Source organism: Thioalkalivibrio sp. ALE20, assembly GCF_000381405.1.
GTDB lineage: Bacteria > Pseudomonadota > Gammaproteobacteria > Ectothiorhodospirales > Ectothiorhodospiraceae > Thioalkalivibrio.
Genome location: NZ_KB906473.1, coordinates 32,515 through 51,171, shown reverse-complemented (window position 1 = coordinate 51,171; position 18,657 = coordinate 32,515). Strand labels below are relative to the sequence as shown.

Sequence of the window (18,657 nt, the reverse complement as noted above, 5' to 3'; positions counted from 1 at the left end):
CCCGGCGTCAGGCCCGGGCCAGCCCTTCGAGGCCGTCCTGCGCCAGCTTGCGTTCGGCCAGACGCACTGCGGCGACCAGGGCCCGCTCCGGCGGCTCCCCGGAGGCGATGGCGTCGATCAGCCCGGCGTTGAAGGCGTCGCCGGCGCCCACGCTGTCGATCACCGTGAGCCCCGGCGTCGGCGCGCAGTGCTCCACGCGGCCGCGGAACCCGATCCAGGCACCGGCGGACCCGCCGGTGACGGTGATAATGGCCTCCGGGTGTTCCTCCATCAGGGCCCGCAGGGCCGCCTCACAGGCGGCCACTGGCTCTTCCCCGGCACCCGTGCGCTCCGCACGCGCCTGCGCCCAGTCGCGCGAGACCATCAGGATGTCGGCGTACGGGATGCAGGCCTCCAGCCCGTCGCGGGGCTTCTCCAGCTCCAGCGAGACCGGGGCGTCGTACACGCAGTCGCGCACCGTGGCCAGCACCCGGGCCAGGACCTCCGGGTTGCGTCCCTCGAAATGCAGCCAGTCGTATTCTTCCCAGGCGACGCCGTGCAGGTCCTCCACCGCCAGTTCCGGGAGATCCCGGTGATGCACGATGGTGCGCGAACCGGTGTCGCGGGCGCGCAGGATGTGCGAGGTCGGCGTCGCCCCCGGCCGGCGGACCAGATGGCGGTCGTGGATCCCGCGCTCGCGCAGACGCCGGATCAGGTCGTCACCGGCGGCCCCGTCCGCCACCACCGCGGCCAGTTCCGGCCGGTGCCCGAACTGCGCCAGCAGCGCGGCGGTGTTCGCGGCGTTGCCACCGGGCCGGGCGCGGCTGTCGGCCGCACGCACCTCGGCGTCCTCGGCAGGATAGGTGTCGACATCCAGCACGTGATCGAGGGTGACGATGCCGGTCGTCAGTATGCGCGCCATGGGCGGGGCTCCGGTCGGAGGATTCAGGGAAACGAAACCGCTGGGGCGCCATTGTGACGTTCCGCCCGCCCGGCGACCAGCGCCGCCGCCGGATTCCCGTATCCCCAACGGTGCGGATACTGGCAGAATTCGCCGCGCGGACCGGGGACTGAAAGAATCCGGCACAAGGAGCCCGCCCCCGCGTTCGCGGAGCGTTCGTGATCATCTGGACAAAGGACAGGACGGCCATGGCGAAATTTTCCTCCCCCGAAGCGGCCGAAGAGGCATTCTACGGCGCGTTCGAAGCCGGTGATCCGGAAGCCATGCGTGCGGTCTGGCAGGACACGCCCGACTGCGTCTGCATCCACCCCGGCGGCGAGCGGCTGCAGGGGATTGAACTGGTCATGGACAGCTGGGACGACATTCTCGCCAGCATGGAAGACACCGTCATCCGACGCTCCGGCCTCACCGTGCTCGGTGGCAGCGACCTGGTCACCCACGTGCTGCACGAACACCTGTACATGGGTGGAGACCTGCGCGGCATGGTCCTGGCCACCAACGCCTACCGTTTCGACGGCCGGAGCTGGCGCATGGTGCTGCACCACGCCAGCCCCGATCCCACCACCCGCTCGCGCTGGAACCGCCGGAGCGTGCACTGATGGCCGGCGACGCGGTCGAGGCCTGCATGGACGCCTACTACCGGGCGTTCCGCGAGGCGGACATCGAACACATGATGGATCTGTGGGCCGACCGCCCCGACATCGTGTGCATCCATCCGGGCAGCCCCCGGGCGCACCGCGGCACCGCCGAAGTGATGGAAAGCTGGCTGCTGGTGTTCTCGCGCGAACTCAACATCGGCATCGAACCGCGCATCGTCGGCCGGTTCGAGACCGACGACAGCCTCGGCATGGTGATCGAGGAAGCCATCACCCGGCCGGGCGACGTGGCACCCACGGGCACCATCCTGATCAGCCAGACCTGGCGGCGCGTCGACGGCGGCTGGCGGCTGGCGTTTCACCACGCGTCTCACGGGCGCCGCGCGGATCCCAGCCCCGAAGGCATGTTCGTGGCCGGCGGCGGCACCCAGACCCGGCACTGATCACCGCGCGGGCTACTCCGACCCCGCGCGCGGCTCGCACAGGTCCGGGCGCTTCATCTGCAACGCCGAGCACACCCCGTTGACCGCATCCCGCACCCGGCGCCCGCGGCCCTCCAGGACCATGTCCGCAACCTGCTGGTACAGCGGGTCTCGCCGCTCGAACAGCGCCTGCAGTCGGGCCCGCGGATCCTCCGCCTGGTTCAGCAGCGGCCGGTTGCGGCTGCGCCGGGTCCGGCGGAACTGCTCTTCCACCGGCACCCGCAGATAGATCACGAAGGCGTCTTTCAGCCGTTCCCGGTTCTCCGGACGCTCCACGATCCCGCCGCCGGTCGCCAGGATGATCCCGTCCTTCTCCAGCAGTGCATCCAGGACCGCAGTCTCGCGCCGCCGGAAGCCCTCCTCACCTTCGAATTCGAAGATGGTCGGGATATCCACCCCGGTGCGCTTGCGGATCTCGTCATCGGTGTCATGGAACGCCCGGCGCAAAAGTCCCGCCAGCCCCCGCCCGATCGTACTCTTGCCGGCCCCCATCGGGCCCACCAGGACAATATTCTGCATGCGGGCAGGCTACCGGGACTCCGGAGCAAAAAAAACCCGGGATCCGTGGATCCCGGGCTCGCTGTCACCCACCGGCGGGCCGCCATGGGCCCGAGGAGGTTCAGTCCAGCACGCGTGGCGTGACGAAGATCAGCAGCTCCGCCTTCTGCTCGGAACTCGAGCGGTTGCGGAAGAAGTTGCCCAAGAACGGGATGTCCGCCAGGAACGGGACTTCGCGGACCTGTTCGCTGCTGTCGATTTCGTAGACGCCACCCAGGACCACCGTTTCACCGTCGCCCACGAACACCTGGGTCTCCACGGCGCGGCGGTTGATGGTGACGTCGTCGAAGACCACGTCGCCCGGTTCATCCTTGGTCACGCGGATGTCCATGATCACGTTGCCGTTCGGCGTGATCTGCGGCGTCACCTCGGTGGAGAGGTAGGCTTCGACCAGCTCGGTATTGGGGTTGCCCGCCTCGTCCTGCACGATGATCGGGATGTCCTGGCCCTGTTCGATCACGGCCGGCTGGCCATTGGTGGTCACCACTCGCGGCGAGGAGATGATCTCGCCCCGTCCCTCGGCCTGCAGCGCCGACAGCTCCAGGTCCAGCAGCAGACCACGACGCAGGATGCTGAACCCGAACTGGCCCGCGTTGGCCGCGTCCGCCGGGAGGGAGCTGTTGAGGCGGTCATTCAGGGTCGGATGCCCCTGATCCGCTCCCGGATTATCCAGTCTCCCTCCGCGAGTCGTATCCGCAGAACCGATGGAGCCGCTCGACCCCATATGAGTCTGCCCGCGGGAACGGGAGCCGCTGACTCCGAAACGAGCCCCGAGATCGCGATTGAAGCTGTCTTCCGCGATGACGATGCGGGTCTCCACCAGCACCTGCTGCACCTGCACGTCCAGGTTCCGCACCAGCTCGCGGATATCCTCGATCCGGCGCTGGGTATCCTGGACCAGCAGCGTGTTGGTCCGGCTGTCGACCGTCATGCTGCCGCGCTCGGAGAGGAAGCGGTCTTCCTCGCCCCGGATCAGCTCGGCGATCTGGCCCGCCTGGGCGAAATTGATCTGCACGAACTCGGTGCGCAGCGGTTCCAGTTCCTGACGGTCACGTTCGGCTTCCATCCGCTGCCGCTCACGGGCGGCGATCTGCTCCGCCGGCCCCACGAACAGCACGTTGCCCTCCATGCGCTTGTCCAGGCCGCGGGACTGCATGATGATGTCCAGCGCCTGATCCCAGGGCACGTTGTTCAGCCGCAGGGTGATGTTGCCGTCGACGTCGTCGCTGACGACGATATTCAGGTCGGTAAAGTCGGCCAGCAGCTGCAGGACCGAGCGGACCTCGATGTCCTGGAAGTTCAGGGACAGGCGCTCGCCGGTAAACTCGCGCTCTTCCTCTTCCCGCGCCTGACGCTCCGCCTCGGTGATCGGCGCCACCTCCAGCACGTACTGCCGGTCGCTCTGGTAGGAGACGACCTCGTACTCGCCCTCGGTGGCCACTTCCATGCGGACCCGGTCGCCATCGGCGACCGTGTCGATGGTTTGCACCGGGGTGGCGAAGTCGACCACGTTCAGACGCCGCTCCATCGACTCGTCGATGGCGGCCCGATCGAACTCGATTTCGATACGGCCGGCCTGTTCACGCACATCGATGGCACCACCACTGCGCGACAGCCCCACCTCGACACGACCCTCGCCCTGGTCGCCACGACGGAAATCGATGTCGGTGAGCTCAACCGGCCGCGCGGAACGGGTCGTCCGCGGCTCCGGGTCGCCGACGCGCTCGGCCACGGCTTCGTCCTGCGCGTCGGCTTCGGTCACGCCGCGCCCGAGGGTCACGATGAAGTTGTTGCCATCCACTCGCGTCTGATATTCGGAGGGCTGCGTCAGTCCGAGCACCACCCGGGTACGATCGCCCGATTCCACCGCGGTGGCCTCCAGCAGGGGCCCCACGTTGAATTCCTTGCGACGGTCACTCATCACGCTGCCGGCATCCGGCAGGTCGAAGGCGATCCGCGGCGGCGAATCAATCGCGAAGGCGCGGATGTCCGCGGGCGGGGTGTCCGAAAACTGCAGGTTCACCTGCACCCGGTCACCGCCAATGCTGGCAGCCCGGATATCCTCCAGTTCCTGGGCGGAAACGCCCTGGGACGCCATGAACAGCAGGCCCGCCATCGCGGAGCCCGCCAGTGCGCGCATGGAAGATCCCATGTTCAGCCCCCTGTTGCTGTTGCCGGCATTGTGCCGATATGTCATTTCCATGTTTGTCTCTCCCGGGATCCTACCGATCTTCGGCCCGCTGCAAGGCGATGGAATTATCGCGCTCGATGTGCCCGCCGAAGGCGTCCGGAACCACTTCCACCAGCTCGATGCGGGTGGGCGTGATTTCGACGATCTGGCCGTGGTTCTGGCCCATCCAGTTGCCTACCGTGACCTGCTGCACCGAGCGGTCCGGAGTCCGTACCAGGGCATAGCGCATGTTGTCGCGTTCCAGGGTGCCGACCATGGACAGCGAATCCAGCGGGTAGCTTTCCAGGTATTCCCGCGGCCGGTCCGGGTCGATTTCGGCATCGCCCGGCTCGCCCTCGTCCTCCGCGATCTGAGGCTGCTCGATCACGCTGGAGTCAAACGGTGAACGGGTATGCCCCGGATACAGGTAGGGCTCGTGGGGCTCGAGCGTCGGGATCGGTTCGATGCCCGAACCCGGCCGTTCGTGGACCTCGGCGATATAGTTGTGAAGGTCACTCTTGTCCTGGGCGCAGCCACCCAGCAGGCCCGCGCCCAGCACGGCGACCGCCAGGATCCGTACCCGGGGGCTGACGGAGATCCGACTCATCAGTTGTCCTCCAGATAGCGGTAGGTTCGCGCCTCGGCGTTCATGACCAGATCGAAGTCCGAGTCACCCGCGCGGCGGATGCGCATGTCGTGCATGGTGACCACGCGGGGCATCGAGGAGACGCCGCTGACGAATTCGGCCAGTTCCTCGTAGTCGCCCCGCAGCCGCAGCCGGATCGGCACCTCGGCATAGAAATCACGTTCGCGATGGGAGCGCGGTTCGAACAGCTCGATTTCCAGACCGGTCTGCAGTGCTGTCTGCGACACGTCCACCAGCAGGCTGGGGATCTCCGCGCTGGTCGGCAGCAGCTCCAGCAGCTCCACGAACATGTCTTCCATTTCCGCGAGCTGTTCGCGGTAATCATCGAGGTTGGCCGCACGCTGCTGCTTCTCCTCGAACTCGTCACGCAGCTGCTGTTCCTCGCGCTCCGCCCGTTCGAGTTCGCTGAGCTGGTCGTCGATCACGAAATAGTAGGTAAGGCCCAGGATCACGGCGATGATCACCAGGAGGATCACCCCCTTGACGATCCAGGGGGCCTCGCCAATGTTGTTGAAATCGATCTCGTTGAGGTTCTTCAGGTCCATTGGGCAGTCTCCCTACTCGCCATTGTCCGGCCGGGTCTGCCGTGCGTCGAGGCGGAAATCCCTCACCTGGATACGGCCTTCCTCGCGGGTTTCGATGATCTGCAGGTTGGAGCTGCCCAGCCACGGGGAGCCATCCAGATTGCGCATCATGGCGGAGATGCGGGTGTTGGATTCCGACAGGCCGCGAATCTGAATACGCGATCCGTCCTGAGTGATCTCGTTGACGTAGGTGCCGTCCGGCAGGGTCACCACCATCTGGTCAAACAGGTGGACGGCCTCGGGACGCTGCGCCTGCAGGGTCTGGATGACGTCCATCCGCGCTACGAGGTCCTCGCGTTTCTCTTCGAGTTCCTCGATCTCGGCGATCTGGCGGTCGAGTTCGCGGATCTCTTCTTCGAGCACCTGATTGCGGTCTTCCTGATGGTCGATCAGGGATTCCATGTAGGTGTAACCACCGAACGCGAGGACCACACCCACCGCAGCGGCCACGCCGGCGGAGACGAAGAATTGCTTGCGCCGCTGCTCGCGGGCACGTTCGCGCCAGGGAAGCAGATTGACAGAAATCATGATGTTTGCCCCCGCAGTGCCAGGCCGCAGGCCGTTAGCAGGGCCGGCGCATCATTGGTGAAGCGCTGCTGATTGATGCGGCGGGACAGCGCCATTCCACGGAACGGGTTGGCCACGGAAACCGGCGTGGAGGTGGTTTCCTCCAGCATCTCGTCGACCCCCGGAATGGCTGCACAACCGCCGCCGAGCAGCACGTGATCGATGGTGTCCTGGGGTCGCGTCACATAGAAATACTGCAGCAACCGCTGGATCTGATCCATCATGGTCTGCTTGAACGGCTCCAGGACCTCGCTGACGTAATCTGCGGGGAGATCACCGCTCATCTTCGCCGAACCGGCTTCCTGGTAACTCATGTTGTAGCGCCGCATGATCTCTTCGGTGAGCATCCGGCCGCCGAAATTCTGCTCACGCGTGTACACGACTCCCTCGGACTGCGACACGACATAGACCGCCGTCACCGACGAGCCGACGTCCACGATGGCCACCATCGGCTTGTTCTCCCGGTCGGGTATATGCTCCATCAGGCGTTCGGAGGCATGTTCGATGGCATAGGCCTCGACGTCGACCAGCTCCACCGAGAGCTTCGCCGCCTCGGCAATGGCGATGCGCGATTCCACGTTCTCGCGCCGCGAGGCCACCACGAGGACATCCTGCATCTGCGGGTTCTTGGCGTTGGGCCCCAGCACCTGGAAGTCGAGATTGACCTCTTCCAGGGTGTACGGAATGTACTGGTCGGCCTCGACGAACACCTGCCCTTCCAGTTCCGATTCGCTGAGGCTGGCGGACAGCTGGATGGTCTTGGTGATGACGGCCGAGGACGGTACGGCCATCGCGCATTGTTTGAGACGGGAACCGGAGCGCTTGACTGCACGCCCAAGCGCTGCACCAACCGCTTCGGTGTCCTGGCAGACCTTGTCGACCATGACACCGTCCGGCAGCGGCTCGACGGCGAATGCCTCGACCCGATATCCCTTTCCGTGTCGACCAAGCTCGAGGACCTTGACGGCCGCCGAACTGACATCAACGCCCAGCAGTGCGGGCCTGGATTTTCCGAGATTCAGCACACATCCCCCTGTATACCCCGATGATTGCAGCTGGTAGCGTTACAATCTCGAATGCTAGCAACGATTAATATACATGACGTTTTCGGGGTTGCAAATCGCTCTGAAGGCGATCCCTCACCTTCTCCCCACAAAATTTAGAGTCATGCACCGGATTGTGAAGTTTGTCACCGCTCTGGCGGCCATAACCCTGACCCTCGTGATCGCCGGCTCGGCGGCGCTGCTCGGGCTGTACGCCTATTACGCCCCGACACTACCCGAACCGGAAGCCGTACGCGAGGTGCGGTTGCAGACGCCGCTGCAGATCCGGGCGGCGGATGGCAGCCTGATGGGGGAATTCGCGGAAGAAAGGCGCATTCCGGTGGAGATCGAGGATGTTCCCGAACCCGTGGTCCAGGCCTTTCTGGCCGCCGAGGACGAGCGGTTCTTCCGCCACCCGGGCATCGACGTCTTCGGGCTGGCGCGCGCCGCGGTCAATCTGGTGAGCACCGGGGAACGGACCCAGGGGGGCAGCACCATCACCATGCAGCTTGCCCGCAACATCTTCCTGACCCGGGACCGCACCTACGAGCGCAAGCTGCGCGAGATCTTCCTGGCCATCCGGCTGGAACAGGAACTCGGCAAGGACGAGATCCTGGAGCTGTATCTGAACAAGATCTACCTCGGGCAGCGCGCCTACGGCGTGGAAGCGGCATCGCGGGTGTATTTCGGCCGCTCGCTGGACGAACTGGAACTCGACGAGATCGCCATTCTCGCGGCCCTGCCCAAGGCACCGTCCACCACCAACCCGGTGACCAGCCCGGAACGTGCGCGCATCCGCCGCGACTACGTCCTCGGCCGGATGCTGGACACCGGCGCCAGCACCACCGAGGAGCACGCGGCGGCCGTGGAGCGGCCAGTCGCGTCGGAACGGCACACTGCACAGACCGAGATCGACGCTCACTGGGTGGCGGAGGATGCCCGCCGCATCGTCGTCAACCTGTGGGGAGAGGACGCTTATCGGCGTGGTCTGCAGGTGCACACCACGATCGATCCCGACTATCAGGAGGCCGCCAATCAGGCATTGCGCGCGGGACTCCTGGAATATGACGAACGTCACGGTTTTCGGGGTCCGGAAGCGCGGCTGTCCGACGACCAGATGGCCTCGGCCGACGCCCGCGAACGGGCACTGAGAAACCAGGGCATACACGGACGCCTGCTCTATCCCGCCGCGGTGCTGAAGACCGGCGACGACGGGACCCTGCGGGTCGACGGCGGCCGCATCGGGGAGGTCGAACTGACAGCCGAGGGTCTGGCGTGGGCGGATTCACCGGACCTCCGGCGAGGGGACGTCATCCGCATCCGGGCGCATGAAGAGAGCGGGTGGCGACTGGCACAAAAACCCGAAGTCACCGGCTCGCTGATCGCCCAGTCGCCGGACGACGGCGCCATTCTGGCCCTGGCCGGTGGCTTCGACTTTTTCGACAACCATTACAACCGGGCCGTGCAGGCACAGCGCCAGCCCGGTTCGGCCTTCAAGCCGCTGGTGTATGCCCTGGCGCTGCGCGAGGGCTACCGGCCACGCAGCACGCTGGTGGATGCCCCGATGGTGTTTGATGACCCGGCCCTGGGGGCGGAATGGCGCCCGCAGAACTATTCGCGCCAGTTCCAGGGCGACACGCCGATGCAGAGCGCACTGGCGCACTCGCGCAATCTCGCCTCGATCCGCCTGCTGGACACGATTGGCGTTGAGAACGTGCACGATCAGCTGGGACGTTTCGGGCTGGACCCGGAGCGCCAGCCGCGCAACCTCTCCATGGTGCTGGGCACCGGTTCACTCACGCCTCTGCAGCTCAACACCGCCTACGGTGTGTTCGCCAGCGGCGGGCGACTGCACAGCCCCTGGATCATCTCGCGGATCGAAACCGTGGATGGCGAGCTGCTCTATCAGGCACCCGCTCCCCGCAGCTGTGAACCGCCCTGCGACAATCCGCCCGGGCAGGACCTTACGCTGTCCACCGGCGAGACGGTTCTGCAGCAACGCGACCCGGTGCCAGTCCTGGAGCCCGGCGTCGCCTGGCAGATGAGCCGGATGCTGAAACACGTAGTGGACGCCGGCACCGGACGGCGGGCGCAGGAACTGGGCCGTTCCGATCTGGCGGGAAAGACCGGCACCACCAACGACTATCGCGACGCATGGTTCGCCGGATTCAACGGCGAACTGGTGGCGACGTCGTGGATCGGGTTCGACGACAACCGGGAGCTCGGCCGCCGCGAGAGCGGGGGCCGTGCCGCCCTGCCAATATGGGTCCGCTTCATGGGGAGCGCCCTGGCGGACACCGAAGAAAGCCTTCCGGAACGGCCGGACGACCTGGTACGGGTGGGCATCCTGCCCGACGGCGGGCGCGCCCCCGACGCCGGTGACAGCCGTGCAACCACCGAATGGCTGCTCCCGCAGCAAATTCCCGAGCGTTCGCGCAGCATTCCGGGTGACGACCGCAACGGTCGCGGCCAGCAACCCGAATCGGTCTTTTGACGATGAGCAGCAACGGCTCCCGACTGCGTCATGAACTCGCCCAGGAAGCCGGGCGAATCCTGCTCGACGAGGGCATCCGCGATTTCGGTCTCGCCAAGCGCAAGGCCGCTGAACACCTCGGGGTGGACGCTCGCCACGACATGCCGGCGAACATCGAAATCCAGGATGCCGCACTGGAACGCAGCCGGCTGTTCGCGACCGACGAGAGCCGCCAGGCGTATCGCAACCGCCTCGCGGCGGCACTGCAGGTGATGCAGCGCCTGTCGCATCTGGAGCCGCGCCTGGTCGGACCGCTGCTCACGGGGATGATCGAACGCTTCCCGGTGATCAATCTGCACGGATTCGCCGAGACCGTGGAAGAGGTGCTGATCGATCTGGCCGACCGCGGTATCCACTGCGAAACCGGCGAGCGCCGCTACCGCAGCCGGCAGGGCCGTGAGCAGCGCGTGCCCTTCATCGCCTTCCGCGGACCGGACGACACCGAGGTCGAACTGACGATCTTTCCGCTGGACGGGATCCGCCAGGCACCGCCCTCGCCGGTGGACGGCAAACCCATGGCCCGGGCCGGGGCCGGAGAAGTGGAACGCCTCCTGACGGAGGGCCGCGAGGCGGAACGCCTCTGAGGCGCCCGCACCCCTTCCGAAGCGGGAGGGGTGATTCGGTGCGTTCCCGGCTCAGTCAGCGCGACGGTAATTGACCACCGTATCGACCATCGCCGCCACGCGATCCGGATCGATCGCCGGGTGCACGCCGTGCCCGAGATTGAAGACGTGGCCAGTGTCGCGGCCGAAGCCGTCAAGAACACGCCGGGTCTCCTCGCGCACCACGGCTTCCGGGGCATACAGCACGGAGGGATCGAGATTGCCCTGCAGGGCGACACGGTCGCCGACGCGCTGCGCGGCCTCGCCGATCTCGATCGTCCAGTCCAGGCCCAGGCCATCCGCGCCGGTGTCGGCCTGCGCCTCCAGCCAGGCCCCGCCGCCCTTGGTGAACAGGGTCACCGGGACGCGACGGCCTTCGTTCTCGCGGATCAGGCCGTCGACGATACGCTGCATGTACGCCAGCGAGAATTCGCGGTAGCTGCGCGGTGTCAGCGCACCGCCCCAGGTATCGAAGACCATGACCGCCTGAGCCCCGGCGCGGATCTGCGCATTCAGGTATTCGGTGACCGCATCGGCCACCTTCTGCAGCAGCGCATGCATGGCCTGCGGATCGCCATACAGCAGGCGCTTGGTCTCGGCGAAATCGCGCGAGCTGCCACCCTCCACCATGTAGGTGGCGAGGGTCCAGGGGCTGCCGGCGAATCCGATCAGCGGTACCTGGCCGTTGAGTTCGCGCCGGATCAGACGCACCGCATCGGTCACATAGCCCAGCGAATCCTCCGGGTCGGGGACCGGCAGCCGCTCGATGGCTTCCGGGCTGCGCACCGGATCGCGGAATTTCGGTCCCTCACCGGTCTCGAAGTACAAACCCAGCCCCATGGCATCGGGGATGGTGAGGATGTCCGAAAACAGGATGGCGGCATCCAGAGGAAAACGCCGCAGCGGCTGCATGGTGACTTCGCAGGCCAGCTCCGGGTTCTGGCACAGGCTCATGAAGCTGCCGGCCTGCGCCCGTGTCTCGCGGTACTCCGGCAGATAGCGACCGGCCTGACGCATGATCCAGACGGGCGGGCGGTCCACCGGTTCGCGGGCCAGTGCCCGCAGGAGGCGGTCGTTTTCGAGTTGCTGGGCCATGCAGTCCTCAGACGCCGAGGTATTCAAGAATGCCTTCGGCGGCCTGGCGGCCCTCGAAGACGGCGGTGACCACCAGGTCGGAGCCGCGGACCATGTCGCCGCCGGCAAAAACCTTCTCGTTGGCGGTCTGGAAGGCATGCCGGCCGGACTCCGGCGCACGGACGCGGCCGCCCTCGTCGATGTCGATGCCGTGTTCGCCGAACCAGTCGGACGGTGACGGACGGAAGCCGAAAGCCACCAGCACGCGGTCGGCGGGGATCACGTACTCGGAACCCGGCACCGGCTCGGGACGCCGCCGGCCACGCTCGTCCGGTGCACCCATCCGGGTGCGCACGACCTTCACACCCTCGACCTTGTCGTCGCCCACGATCTCGAGCGGTTGCACGTTGAACTCGAAGTGCACGCCTTCCTCGCGCGCATGCACGACCTCCTTGCGCGAGCCCGGCATGTTCTCTTCGTCACGGCGGTAGGCACAGGTCACCGAGGTGGCGCCCTGGCGAATGGAGGTGCGGTTGCAGTCCATTGCGGTGTCGCCGCCGCCGAGGACCACGACCTGCTGCCCGGCCATGTCGACGAAACCGTTCTCGTCGTGCTCCCAGCCCATCACTTCGCGGATGTTGGACACCAGGAACGGCAGGGCCGGATAGACCCCGGGCAGATCCTCGCCGGGAAAGCCGCCCTGCATCGCGTTGTAGGTCCCCATGCCGAGGAAGACCGCGTCGTATTCGTCCAGCAGCGCCTGGAACTCCACGTCGCGGCCGATCTCGGTATTCAGGCGAAACTCCACGCCCATGCCCTCGAGCAGTTCCCGACGGGTGCGGATCACGTTCTTTTCCAGCTTGAACGGGGGGATCCCGAAGGTCAGCAGCCCGCCGATCTCGGGGTAACGGTCATAGACCACCGCCTCGACACCATTGCGCGCGAGGATGTCGGCACAGCCGAGACCGGCCGGCCCGGCGCCAATCACCGCGACCCGCTTGCCGGTCGGCACCACATCCGACAGATCGGGCCGCCAGCCGGCCTTCAGCGCCTCGTCGGTGATGTATTTCTCCACCGAACCGATGGTGACCGCGCCGAAGCCGTCATTCAGGGTGCAGGCACCCTCGCACAGGCGGTCCTGCGGGCACACCCGGCCACAGACCTCCGGCAGGGAGTTGGTCTTGTGCGACATCTCGGCGGCGGCAAACAGATTGCCTTCCTCCACCAGCTTCAGCCAGTTGGGGATGAAGTTGTGGACCGGGCACTTCCACTCACAATAGGGATTGCCGCAGGCCAGGCAGCGCCCGGCCTGCTGGCCGGCGGTGGCGGGATCGAACTGGCCGATGATCTCGCCGAACTCGTGGATGCGGATTTCCGCGGGGGTCTTCTGGGGATCCTGGCGCGGGAGGTCCAGGAACTGCATCGGATTGGTCGCCATGGGTCAGTCGCTCCAACGAAACGGGGTCGGGGCCACAACGGCCGGAGGGGGCCCGGCACCGGCGCGGCAGGTCATACGAGGACAACATTTGACACGGGCCCGTCCGGGGTCAAGATTTCCCCAGTGCTGCGCGGACCTTGCCGCTGACGGCACCCATGTCGGCACGCCCGAAGACCCGCGGCTTGAGTACGCCCATCACCCGGCCCATGTCACCCGGGCCCTCGGCCCCGGTCTCGGCGATGACCTCGGCAATCACCGCATCCAGCGCGGCGTCGTCGAGCGGCTCGGGCATGTAGGCCTCCACCACGTCAATCTCTGCGGCCTCACGGTCGGCGAGATCGTCGCGCCCGCCCTGACGGTACTGCTCGATGGAATCGCGCCGCTGCTTGAGCATGCGGTTGAGGATCGCGAGCACGGCGTCGTCGTCCGCGTCGCGGCGCTCGTCGACTTCGAACTGGGAGATTTCCGCCTGAATCTGACGCAGGATCGCCAGGCGGTCCCGTTCCCGGGCCCGCATGGCCTGTTTCACGTCATCCTGCAACCGGGCCTTCAGCGACATTCGGCATCCCTCCTCGCAAGGATTCATGCGCAAGCCACGGGCCCGGTCGGGCCGGGGCTCCGCGGGGTTCAGTACAGCCGCGGCCGACGGGTCATGTCGCGCGAATTCTTCTTCAGCTGCCGCTTCACCGCGGCGGCCGCCTTGCGCTTGCGCTCGGCCGTGGGCTTCTCGTAGTACTCGCGGCGGCGGACTTCGGCCACCACGCCGGCCTTTTCACAGGTGCGCTTGAAACGGCGCAGGGCAACCTCGAAGGGTTCGTTTTCGCGGACTCGAACGTGCGGCATACAATCTCCGGTTACAGCATTGGTTTCGACGAAACGGTGTACGTTAAGCCATGGCCGGCGCACACGCCCGCCATGCAGAACGGAGCATGATAATCCAGGACAGCCCCTTTGGAAAAGCCCGTGACTCGGGAAACGCGGATCCATGTGCACGTTCGCGCTCGAGTCGCTTTTGCGTGCGAACAAGGCGCGGTGACCGCCGTGCAGTCATTCTGCACAAGGGAGCCGCAACGCCGTGCGCGCGCAAAAGCGGACGAGCCCCTTCGGGTTGGTGCCCCGGGTTCCCCGATCCGGCGTTGCGCCGCTTGCGGGTAGAACCACCACCCGCTGCACGACGCGCCTTGTCTCGGAAAACCCGGGGCACCAACGCGAACGTGCACATGGATCCGCGTTTCCCGAGACGCACAGGTTCACGGGCCTGACTTACGAGCACGCGACGTGCACGCTATGATGACCCCCATGGAAACCTTGAACGTCGAACTGGGCGAACGCAGCTACCCGATCCACATCGGCCCCGGCGAGGCCGCGCGGGCCGAACGTTTCGCTCCGGTGCTGGAAGGACGGCGTGTCGCGGTCGTCACCAACAGGACCGTGGGTCCGCTGTATGGCGAGCGCCTGCGCGCCAGCCTGGCCGCGGCCGGTGTGCGCGGCGACCCCCTGTGGATCGAGCTGCCCGACGGCGAATCGCACAAGACCCTGGCGACGGTGGAACAGATCCTGACCCGGCTGCTGGAGGCCCGCTTTGACCGCGGCAGCCGCATCGTCGCACTGGGGGGTGGCGTGGTGGGCGACATCGCCGGTTTTGCCGCCGCGATCTACCAGCGCGGAATCGACTTCGTTCAGGTCCCGACCACCCTGCTCGCGCAAGTCGACTCCTCCGTGGGCGGCAAGACCGGGGTCAACCACCCGCTGGGCAAGAACATGATCGGGTCCTTCCACCAGCCGCGCGCGGTGGTCATCGACACCGACAGCCTGCAGAGCCTGCCGACCCGCGAGCTGCGCGCCGGTCTCGCCGAAGTCATCAAGTACGGCCTGATGCAGGACGCGGATTTCTTCGCCTGGCTGGAGGAACACCTCGACCGCCTGCTCGCCCTGGAACCCGAGGCGCTGGCCCACGCCATCCGCCGCTCCTGTGCCTGCAAGGCCGAAGTGGTCGCCGCGGACGAACGCGAATCCGGCCGCCGCGCCCTGCTCAACCTCGGCCACACCTTCGGCCACGCCATTGAAACCGGCATGGGCTATGGCGCCTGGCTGCACGGCGAGGCGGTAGGCACCGGCATGGCCATGGCCGCCCGGATGTCCGCGCGCATGGGCTGGCTGGCGCCGGCCGACGCCGCGCGCGCCGAGGCCCTGATCCACCGCGCCGGCCTCGACACCCACCCGCCGGCGGAACTGGATGCCGCCCGCTTCCGCGAACTGATGGGGATCGACAAGAAGGTCAGCGAAGGGCGCCTGCGGCTGGTGCTGCTGCGCGGGCTGGGCGCCGCCGAGCTGACCGCCGAGTTCGACGACCACGCGCTGCAACACACCCTCGACGAGACCGCCCGTGCCGCCTGAGACCGCCTCGATCGCCCGCACCCCCAACGGCGTCGGCCTCGCCCCGTGGGCGGCCGCCCCGGAGCGGACACGCGGCCGCCGGCATCCGGAAGACGCCCCGCGCCACCGCAGCGAGTTCCAGCGCGACCGCGACCGGATCGTGCATTCCAGCGCCTTTCGCCGTCTCGAGTACAAGACCCAGGTGTTCATCAGCCACGAGGGCGACCTGTTCCGCAACCGCCTCACGCATTCGCTGGAGGTCGCGCAGATCGGGCGCTCCGTCGCCCGCGCCCTGGGCCTCAACGAAGACCTCACCGAGGCGGTCGCGCTGGCCCATGACCTGGGCCACACCCCGTTCGGCCACACCGGGCAGCACGCCCTGAACGACTGCATGCGCGAACATGGCGGCTTTGAACACAACCTGCAGTCGCTGCGGATCGTGGACCACCTCGAGGCGCATTACGCCGACTTCGATGGCCTCAACCTGACCTTCGAGACCCGCGAAGGGATCCTCAAGCACTGCTCGCCGGAAGACGCCCGCATCCTCGGCGAGGTGGGCGTGCGCTTTCTGCAACGCGGCCAGCCATCGCTGGAGGCCCAGCTCGCCAACGTCGCCGACGAGATCGCGTACAACAATCACGATGTCGACGACGGCCTGCGCGCCGGCCTGCTGCAGCTGGATCAGCTGGTGGAAGTCCCGCTTTTCCGCGACTGCCTCGACGCGGTGCGCGCGCGCTACCCGAAGCTGGAGGCCCGCCGCGTACAGCACGAGACCGTGCGGCGCATGATCGACACCCTGGTCCAGGATCTGGTCACCACCAGCCGCCAGGCGATCGAGAGCAGCAGTCCGGAATCGATCGACGCCGTGCGCGCGGAGAGCGGCCCGCTGATCCGCTTCAGCCCGGAGATGGCCGAGCGCAACCGCATGCTCAAGACCTTCCTGCGGGAAAACCTCTACCGGCATCACCAGGTCCATGGCGTAATGCACAAGGCGCGCCAGATCATCCTCGACCTGTTCGCCGCCTTCGACCGCGACCCGCGCCTGATGCCGGAACACTACCAGCGGCACGCCCGCGCCCTGAGCGAAGATGATCCGCACGGACAGCAGCGCGCCATCGCCGACTACATCGCCGGCATGACCGACCGCCACGCCATCCGCGAACATCACCGCCTGTTCGACCTCGGCACCCTGACCTGACCGCCATGGCACTCCGCGACCAATGCCTGGAACAGCTGGGCCTGCGCACCGACCCGTTCGCGGAGGTGCCCGACGCGGACTTCCTGTACACCGATCCGCTGCTGGACGGAGTCCTGGAATCTGCACGACAGGCACTGGAGCACCCCGGTGCCGTGGTTCTGCTGACCGGCGACAACGGCTCCGGCCGCAGCCTGCAGCTGATGCGCCTGCTCGGCATGCTGCCCGAGGGCTACGAACTCATCGCCTTCAAGGCACGCATCAACACCCATTTCGAGTCGGTGGACCTGACCATCCGCAACTACCTGCGCTCGCAGAACGCGGATGACCCCGATCGCTCGCTGACCGAACTGCTCGCCCAGCGGGTCGTCGACGGATTCGTACCGGTGATCGCGATGGACGACGCTCACCTGGTGGGCACCGACATCGTCAACAACCTGCTGCGCATGCGCTCGGAGATCCTCGAGCAGCATGGTCGCGCACCGCGCATCGTACTGGTCGGCGGCGCGGGACTCCTGCGCCGCCGCCTGTACCTGCCGGACCCGGGTGACGAGGACCAGCTGACCCGCCTGAGCCTGCGCGCGTTCAACCTCGAACAAACCGCCGCCTACCTGCGTCATCGCCTGCTGGCCGCCGGCGCCGAAGATCCGGATACCCTGATCCCGCGCGAGGCCGTGCAGCGCCTGCAGACCGACAGCCAGGGGCTGCCGGGCGCCCTCAACCGCGAGGCGCGGATCCTGCTGGAAGCGAAATGCCGCCCGGCACCGGGCACGGCTGCGGCCCCTGCAGGCATGTCCGCCGGAGAAGCAGCCGCCACCGATGCCGCCGACGCCGGCGACAAACAGGAAGTTGCGGAATCCGGGACGGCACGGTCGGGAACCGAACCCGGGCCCGCCCCCGATCCCGGAGAAAGCCTCCGTGCCAGCCGCGACGGCGACGATTTCACCCCGGCCGCCTTCGCCCTGCGCGGCGAGCGCGATACCCCGGACGCCGCCGCCGGAACCACGGCGGAGGACCCGCCCCTCGCGCCGGCAGAAGCACAACCATTCTGGAACCAGCGCTGGTTCGTTCCCGCCGTAGCCGCCACCGTGGCCTTCGGGATCGCCGCCCCGCTGCTGTGGCAGCTGCTGAGCGGCTCGCCCGAGCATACCCCGGAACACGAGGAACGGGTGGAACTGCCCCTGCCGGAACGCCCGGACCAGCAGGACGCGGCCACCGACCCGCCCCTCGAAGCGGAAGAGCCGTCACCGGAGATCGCCCGGCTGGAACCGGAGCCCATCCTGCCCCCGCCAGCCACCGACGAACCGGCGGAGATGCCGGAAGAACCGGCCCCGGACCCCGAACCGGAGCCCGAACCGGAGCCCGAGCCCGAACCGGAGCCCGAGCCGGCCGATCACACCACCGAAGCCCTGGCCGACGCCGAGGGCGACGACGAGCGCCTGCAAGGCGACCTGGAATGGCTCGAGGGTCAGGATGCCTCGCGCATGACCATCCAGCTGGTGGCCGCGCCGGACATGGACACCGCGCGCGAATACGCGGAGCGCCACAACCTCGGCGGCATCCGCTACATCCCCACCCGGACGGGCGGGAACGACTACGTCGTCATCCTCGCCGGCGCCTTCCCCGACCGGGGCGCTGCGGAACAGGCGGCTGCCGAGCTGCCGGACAGCGCGCGGGACGCCGGCACCTGGATCCGCTCAATGGGTTCGGTCCAGGAGGCGGCCCGCCGCTGACGCCGGCCCCGGGCAGGTCTGTCCACTCCACCTGCGCGTGTAATTGCACCCGTCCTGTTTGCCGGAACACGATCATTCCGGTATATTCCTGCGCCCCTTTTTCCAGCCTGGTGCATACGC

18 protein-coding genes are annotated in these 18,657 nt (G+C 67.2%); 7 read left to right on the top strand and 11 right to left on the bottom strand.

Annotated elements, in window-relative coordinates:
• Window positions 1–7 precede the first annotated feature (7 nt).
• On the bottom strand, window positions 8–901 hold the full coding sequence (locus tag F790_RS0105775; RefSeq protein WP_019591080.1) for a PfkB family carbohydrate kinase: 894 nt from the start codon (window positions 899–901) through the stop codon (window positions 8–10).
• Between the two features lie 227 nt (window positions 902–1,128).
• On the opposite strand from F790_RS0105775, the gene F790_RS0105770 reads away from it, so the two are divergent.
• The gene (locus F790_RS0105770; RefSeq protein WP_019569577.1) at window positions 1,129–1,539 is read left to right on the top strand and encodes a nuclear transport factor 2 family protein; all 411 of its coding nucleotides are present in this window, start codon (window positions 1,129–1,131) and stop codon (window positions 1,537–1,539) included.
• Complete coding sequence (locus tag F790_RS0105765) at window positions 1,539–1,979, top strand: nuclear transport factor 2 family protein (protein ID WP_019021740.1); 441 nt, start codon at window positions 1,539–1,541, stop codon at window positions 1,977–1,979. The genes F790_RS0105770 and F790_RS0105765 overlap by 1 nt, the downstream gene beginning before the upstream one ends.
• A 12-nt stretch (window positions 1,980–1,991) precedes the next feature.
• Here F790_RS0105765 and F790_RS0105760 read toward each other — a convergent pair whose 3' ends face one another.
• The 6 genes from F790_RS0105760 to F790_RS0105735 all read right to left on the bottom strand — a co-directional run bounded on the left by F790_RS0105760 (window position 1,992) and on the right by F790_RS0105735 (window position 7,568).
• On the bottom strand, window positions 1,992–2,537 hold the full coding sequence (locus F790_RS0105760) for a shikimate kinase (protein WP_018870988.1): 546 nt from the start codon (window positions 2,535–2,537) through the stop codon (window positions 1,992–1,994).
• 100 nt (window positions 2,538–2,637) lie between these two features.
• Window positions 2,638–4,779, bottom strand: a complete 2,142-nt coding sequence (gene pilQ / locus F790_RS0105755; protein ID WP_019591079.1) for a type IV pilus secretin PilQ — start codon at window positions 4,777–4,779, stop codon at window positions 2,638–2,640.
• A gap of 19 nt (window positions 4,780–4,798) precedes the next feature.
• A complete protein-coding gene (locus F790_RS0105750) occupies window positions 4,799–5,353 on the bottom strand; it encodes a pilus assembly protein PilP (protein WP_018870990.1) in 555 nt (184 codons plus the stop codon).
• Window positions 5,353–5,937, bottom strand: coding sequence for a type 4a pilus biogenesis protein PilO (locus F790_RS0105745; RefSeq protein WP_018870991.1), 585 nt, complete (start codon window positions 5,935–5,937; stop codon window positions 5,353–5,355). Before F790_RS0105745 ends, F790_RS0105750 begins: the two co-directional genes overlap by 1 nt.
• 12 nt (window positions 5,938–5,949) lie before the next feature.
• Entirely contained in the window at window positions 5,950–6,504 is a 555-nt protein-coding gene (locus tag F790_RS0105740; protein WP_019591078.1) for a PilN domain-containing protein, read from the bottom strand.
• The gene (locus F790_RS0105735) at window positions 6,501–7,568 is read right to left on the bottom strand and encodes a pilus assembly protein PilM (RefSeq protein WP_026300810.1); all 1,068 of its coding nucleotides are present in this window, start codon (window positions 7,566–7,568) and stop codon (window positions 6,501–6,503) included. The genes F790_RS0105740 and F790_RS0105735 overlap by 4 nt, the downstream gene beginning before the upstream one ends.
• Window positions 7,569–7,710: 142 nt before the next feature.
• Here F790_RS0105735 and F790_RS0105730 point away from each other — a divergent pair, with 142 nt between their 5' ends.
• The gene (locus tag F790_RS0105730; protein WP_019591077.1) at window positions 7,711–10,080 is read left to right on the top strand and encodes a penicillin-binding protein 1A; all 2,370 of its coding nucleotides are present in this window, start codon (window positions 7,711–7,713) and stop codon (window positions 10,078–10,080) included.
• 2 nt (window positions 10,081–10,082) lie between these two features.
• On the top strand, window positions 10,083–10,703 hold the full coding sequence (locus tag F790_RS0105725; RefSeq protein ID WP_019589800.1) for a hypothetical protein: 621 nt from the start codon (window positions 10,083–10,085) through the stop codon (window positions 10,701–10,703).
• 51 nt (window positions 10,704–10,754) lie between these two features.
• Here the strand turns inward: F790_RS0105725 and hemE are convergent, their stop codons facing one another.
• The 4 genes from hemE to rpsU form a co-directional block, all read right to left on the bottom strand.
• Window positions 10,755–11,816 carry a uroporphyrinogen decarboxylase gene (gene hemE / locus F790_RS0105720; protein WP_019589801.1) on the bottom strand — a complete coding sequence of 354 codons (1,062 nt, stop codon included), beginning with the start codon at window positions 11,814–11,816 and terminating at the stop codon, window positions 10,755–10,757.
• A gap of 7 nt (window positions 11,817–11,823) precedes the next feature.
• The gene (locus F790_RS0105715) at window positions 11,824–13,233 is read right to left on the bottom strand and encodes an FAD-dependent oxidoreductase (protein ID WP_019021733.1); all 1,410 of its coding nucleotides are present in this window, start codon (window positions 13,231–13,233) and stop codon (window positions 11,824–11,826) included.
• 109 nt (window positions 13,234–13,342) lie between these two features.
• Complete coding sequence (locus F790_RS0105710) at window positions 13,343–13,792, bottom strand: GatB/YqeY domain-containing protein (RefSeq protein ID WP_019589802.1); 450 nt, start codon at window positions 13,790–13,792, stop codon at window positions 13,343–13,345.
• Window positions 13,793–13,860: 68 nt separating this feature from the next.
• Window positions 13,861–14,076 carry a 30S ribosomal protein S21 gene (gene rpsU / locus F790_RS0105705; protein WP_018870999.1) on the bottom strand — a complete coding sequence of 72 codons (216 nt, stop codon included), beginning with the start codon at window positions 14,074–14,076 and terminating at the stop codon, window positions 13,861–13,863.
• A 444-nt stretch (window positions 14,077–14,520) separates the two neighbouring features.
• Here rpsU and aroB point away from each other — a divergent pair, with 444 nt between their 5' ends.
• The 3 genes from aroB to F790_RS0105690 are packed head-to-tail and all read left to right on the top strand — an operon-like array spanning window position 14,521 to window position 18,537.
• The gene (aroB, locus tag F790_RS0105700; protein WP_019591076.1) at window positions 14,521–15,630 is read left to right on the top strand and encodes a 3-dehydroquinate synthase; all 1,110 of its coding nucleotides are present in this window, start codon (window positions 14,521–14,523) and stop codon (window positions 15,628–15,630) included.
• On the top strand, window positions 15,620–16,807 hold the full coding sequence (locus tag F790_RS0105695; protein ID WP_019021731.1) for a deoxyguanosinetriphosphate triphosphohydrolase: 1,188 nt from the start codon (window positions 15,620–15,622) through the stop codon (window positions 16,805–16,807). The genes aroB and F790_RS0105695 overlap by 11 nt, the downstream gene beginning before the upstream one ends.
• A 5-nt stretch (window positions 16,808–16,812) precedes the next feature.
• Window positions 16,813–18,537 (top strand): SPOR domain-containing protein, encoded by a 1,725-nt coding sequence (locus tag F790_RS0105690; protein ID WP_019591075.1) that lies wholly within the window; start codon window positions 16,813–16,815, stop codon window positions 18,535–18,537.
• The last annotated feature ends 120 nt before the right edge of the window (window positions 18,538–18,657 follow it).

Bases quoted from the DNA above. Each gene is read 5' to 3' on its own strand.
- F790_RS0105715 (WP_019021733.1), bottom strand. From the start codon at position 13,233: ATGGCGACCAATCCGATGCAGTTCCTGGACCTCCCGCGCCAGGATCCC.
- F790_RS0105710 (WP_019589802.1), bottom strand. From the start codon at position 13,792: ATGTCGCTGAAGGCCCGGTTGCAGGATGACGTGAAACAGGCCATGCGG.
- pilQ (WP_019591079.1), bottom strand. From the start codon at position 4,779: ATGGAAATGACATATCGGCACAATGCCGGCAACAGCAACAGGGGGCTG.
- F790_RS0105725 (WP_019589800.1), top strand. From the start codon at position 10,083: ATGAGCAGCAACGGCTCCCGACTGCGTCATGAACTCGCCCAGGAAGCC.
- F790_RS0105760 (WP_018870988.1), bottom strand. From the start codon at position 2,537: ATGCAGAATATTGTCCTGGTGGGCCCGATGGGGGCCGGCAAGAGTACG.
- F790_RS0105765 (WP_019021740.1), top strand. From the start codon at position 1,539: ATGGCCGGCGACGCGGTCGAGGCCTGCATGGACGCCTACTACCGGGCG.
- F790_RS0105690 (WP_019591075.1), top strand. From the start codon at position 16,813: ATGGCACTCCGCGACCAATGCCTGGAACAGCTGGGCCTGCGCACCGAC.
- F790_RS0105775 (WP_019591080.1), bottom strand. From the start codon at position 901: ATGGCGCGCATACTGACGACCGGCATCGTCACCCTCGATCACGTGCTG.
- aroB (WP_019591076.1), top strand. From the start codon at position 14,521: ATGATGACCCCCATGGAAACCTTGAACGTCGAACTGGGCGAACGCAGC.
- F790_RS0105730 (WP_019591077.1), top strand. From the start codon at position 7,711: ATGCACCGGATTGTGAAGTTTGTCACCGCTCTGGCGGCCATAACCCTG.
- rpsU (WP_018870999.1), bottom strand. From the start codon at position 14,076: ATGCCGCACGTTCGAGTCCGCGAAAACGAACCCTTCGAGGTTGCCCTG.
- F790_RS0105740 (WP_019591078.1), bottom strand. From the start codon at position 6,504: ATGATTTCTGTCAATCTGCTTCCCTGGCGCGAACGTGCCCGCGAGCAG.
- F790_RS0105745 (WP_018870991.1), bottom strand. From the start codon at position 5,937: ATGGACCTGAAGAACCTCAACGAGATCGATTTCAACAACATTGGCGAG.
- hemE (WP_019589801.1), bottom strand. From the start codon at position 11,816: ATGGCCCAGCAACTCGAAAACGACCGCCTCCTGCGGGCACTGGCCCGC.
- F790_RS0105770 (WP_019569577.1), top strand. From the start codon at position 1,129: ATGGCGAAATTTTCCTCCCCCGAAGCGGCCGAAGAGGCATTCTACGGC.
- F790_RS0105750 (WP_018870990.1), bottom strand. From the start codon at position 5,353: ATGAGTCGGATCTCCGTCAGCCCCCGGGTACGGATCCTGGCGGTCGCC.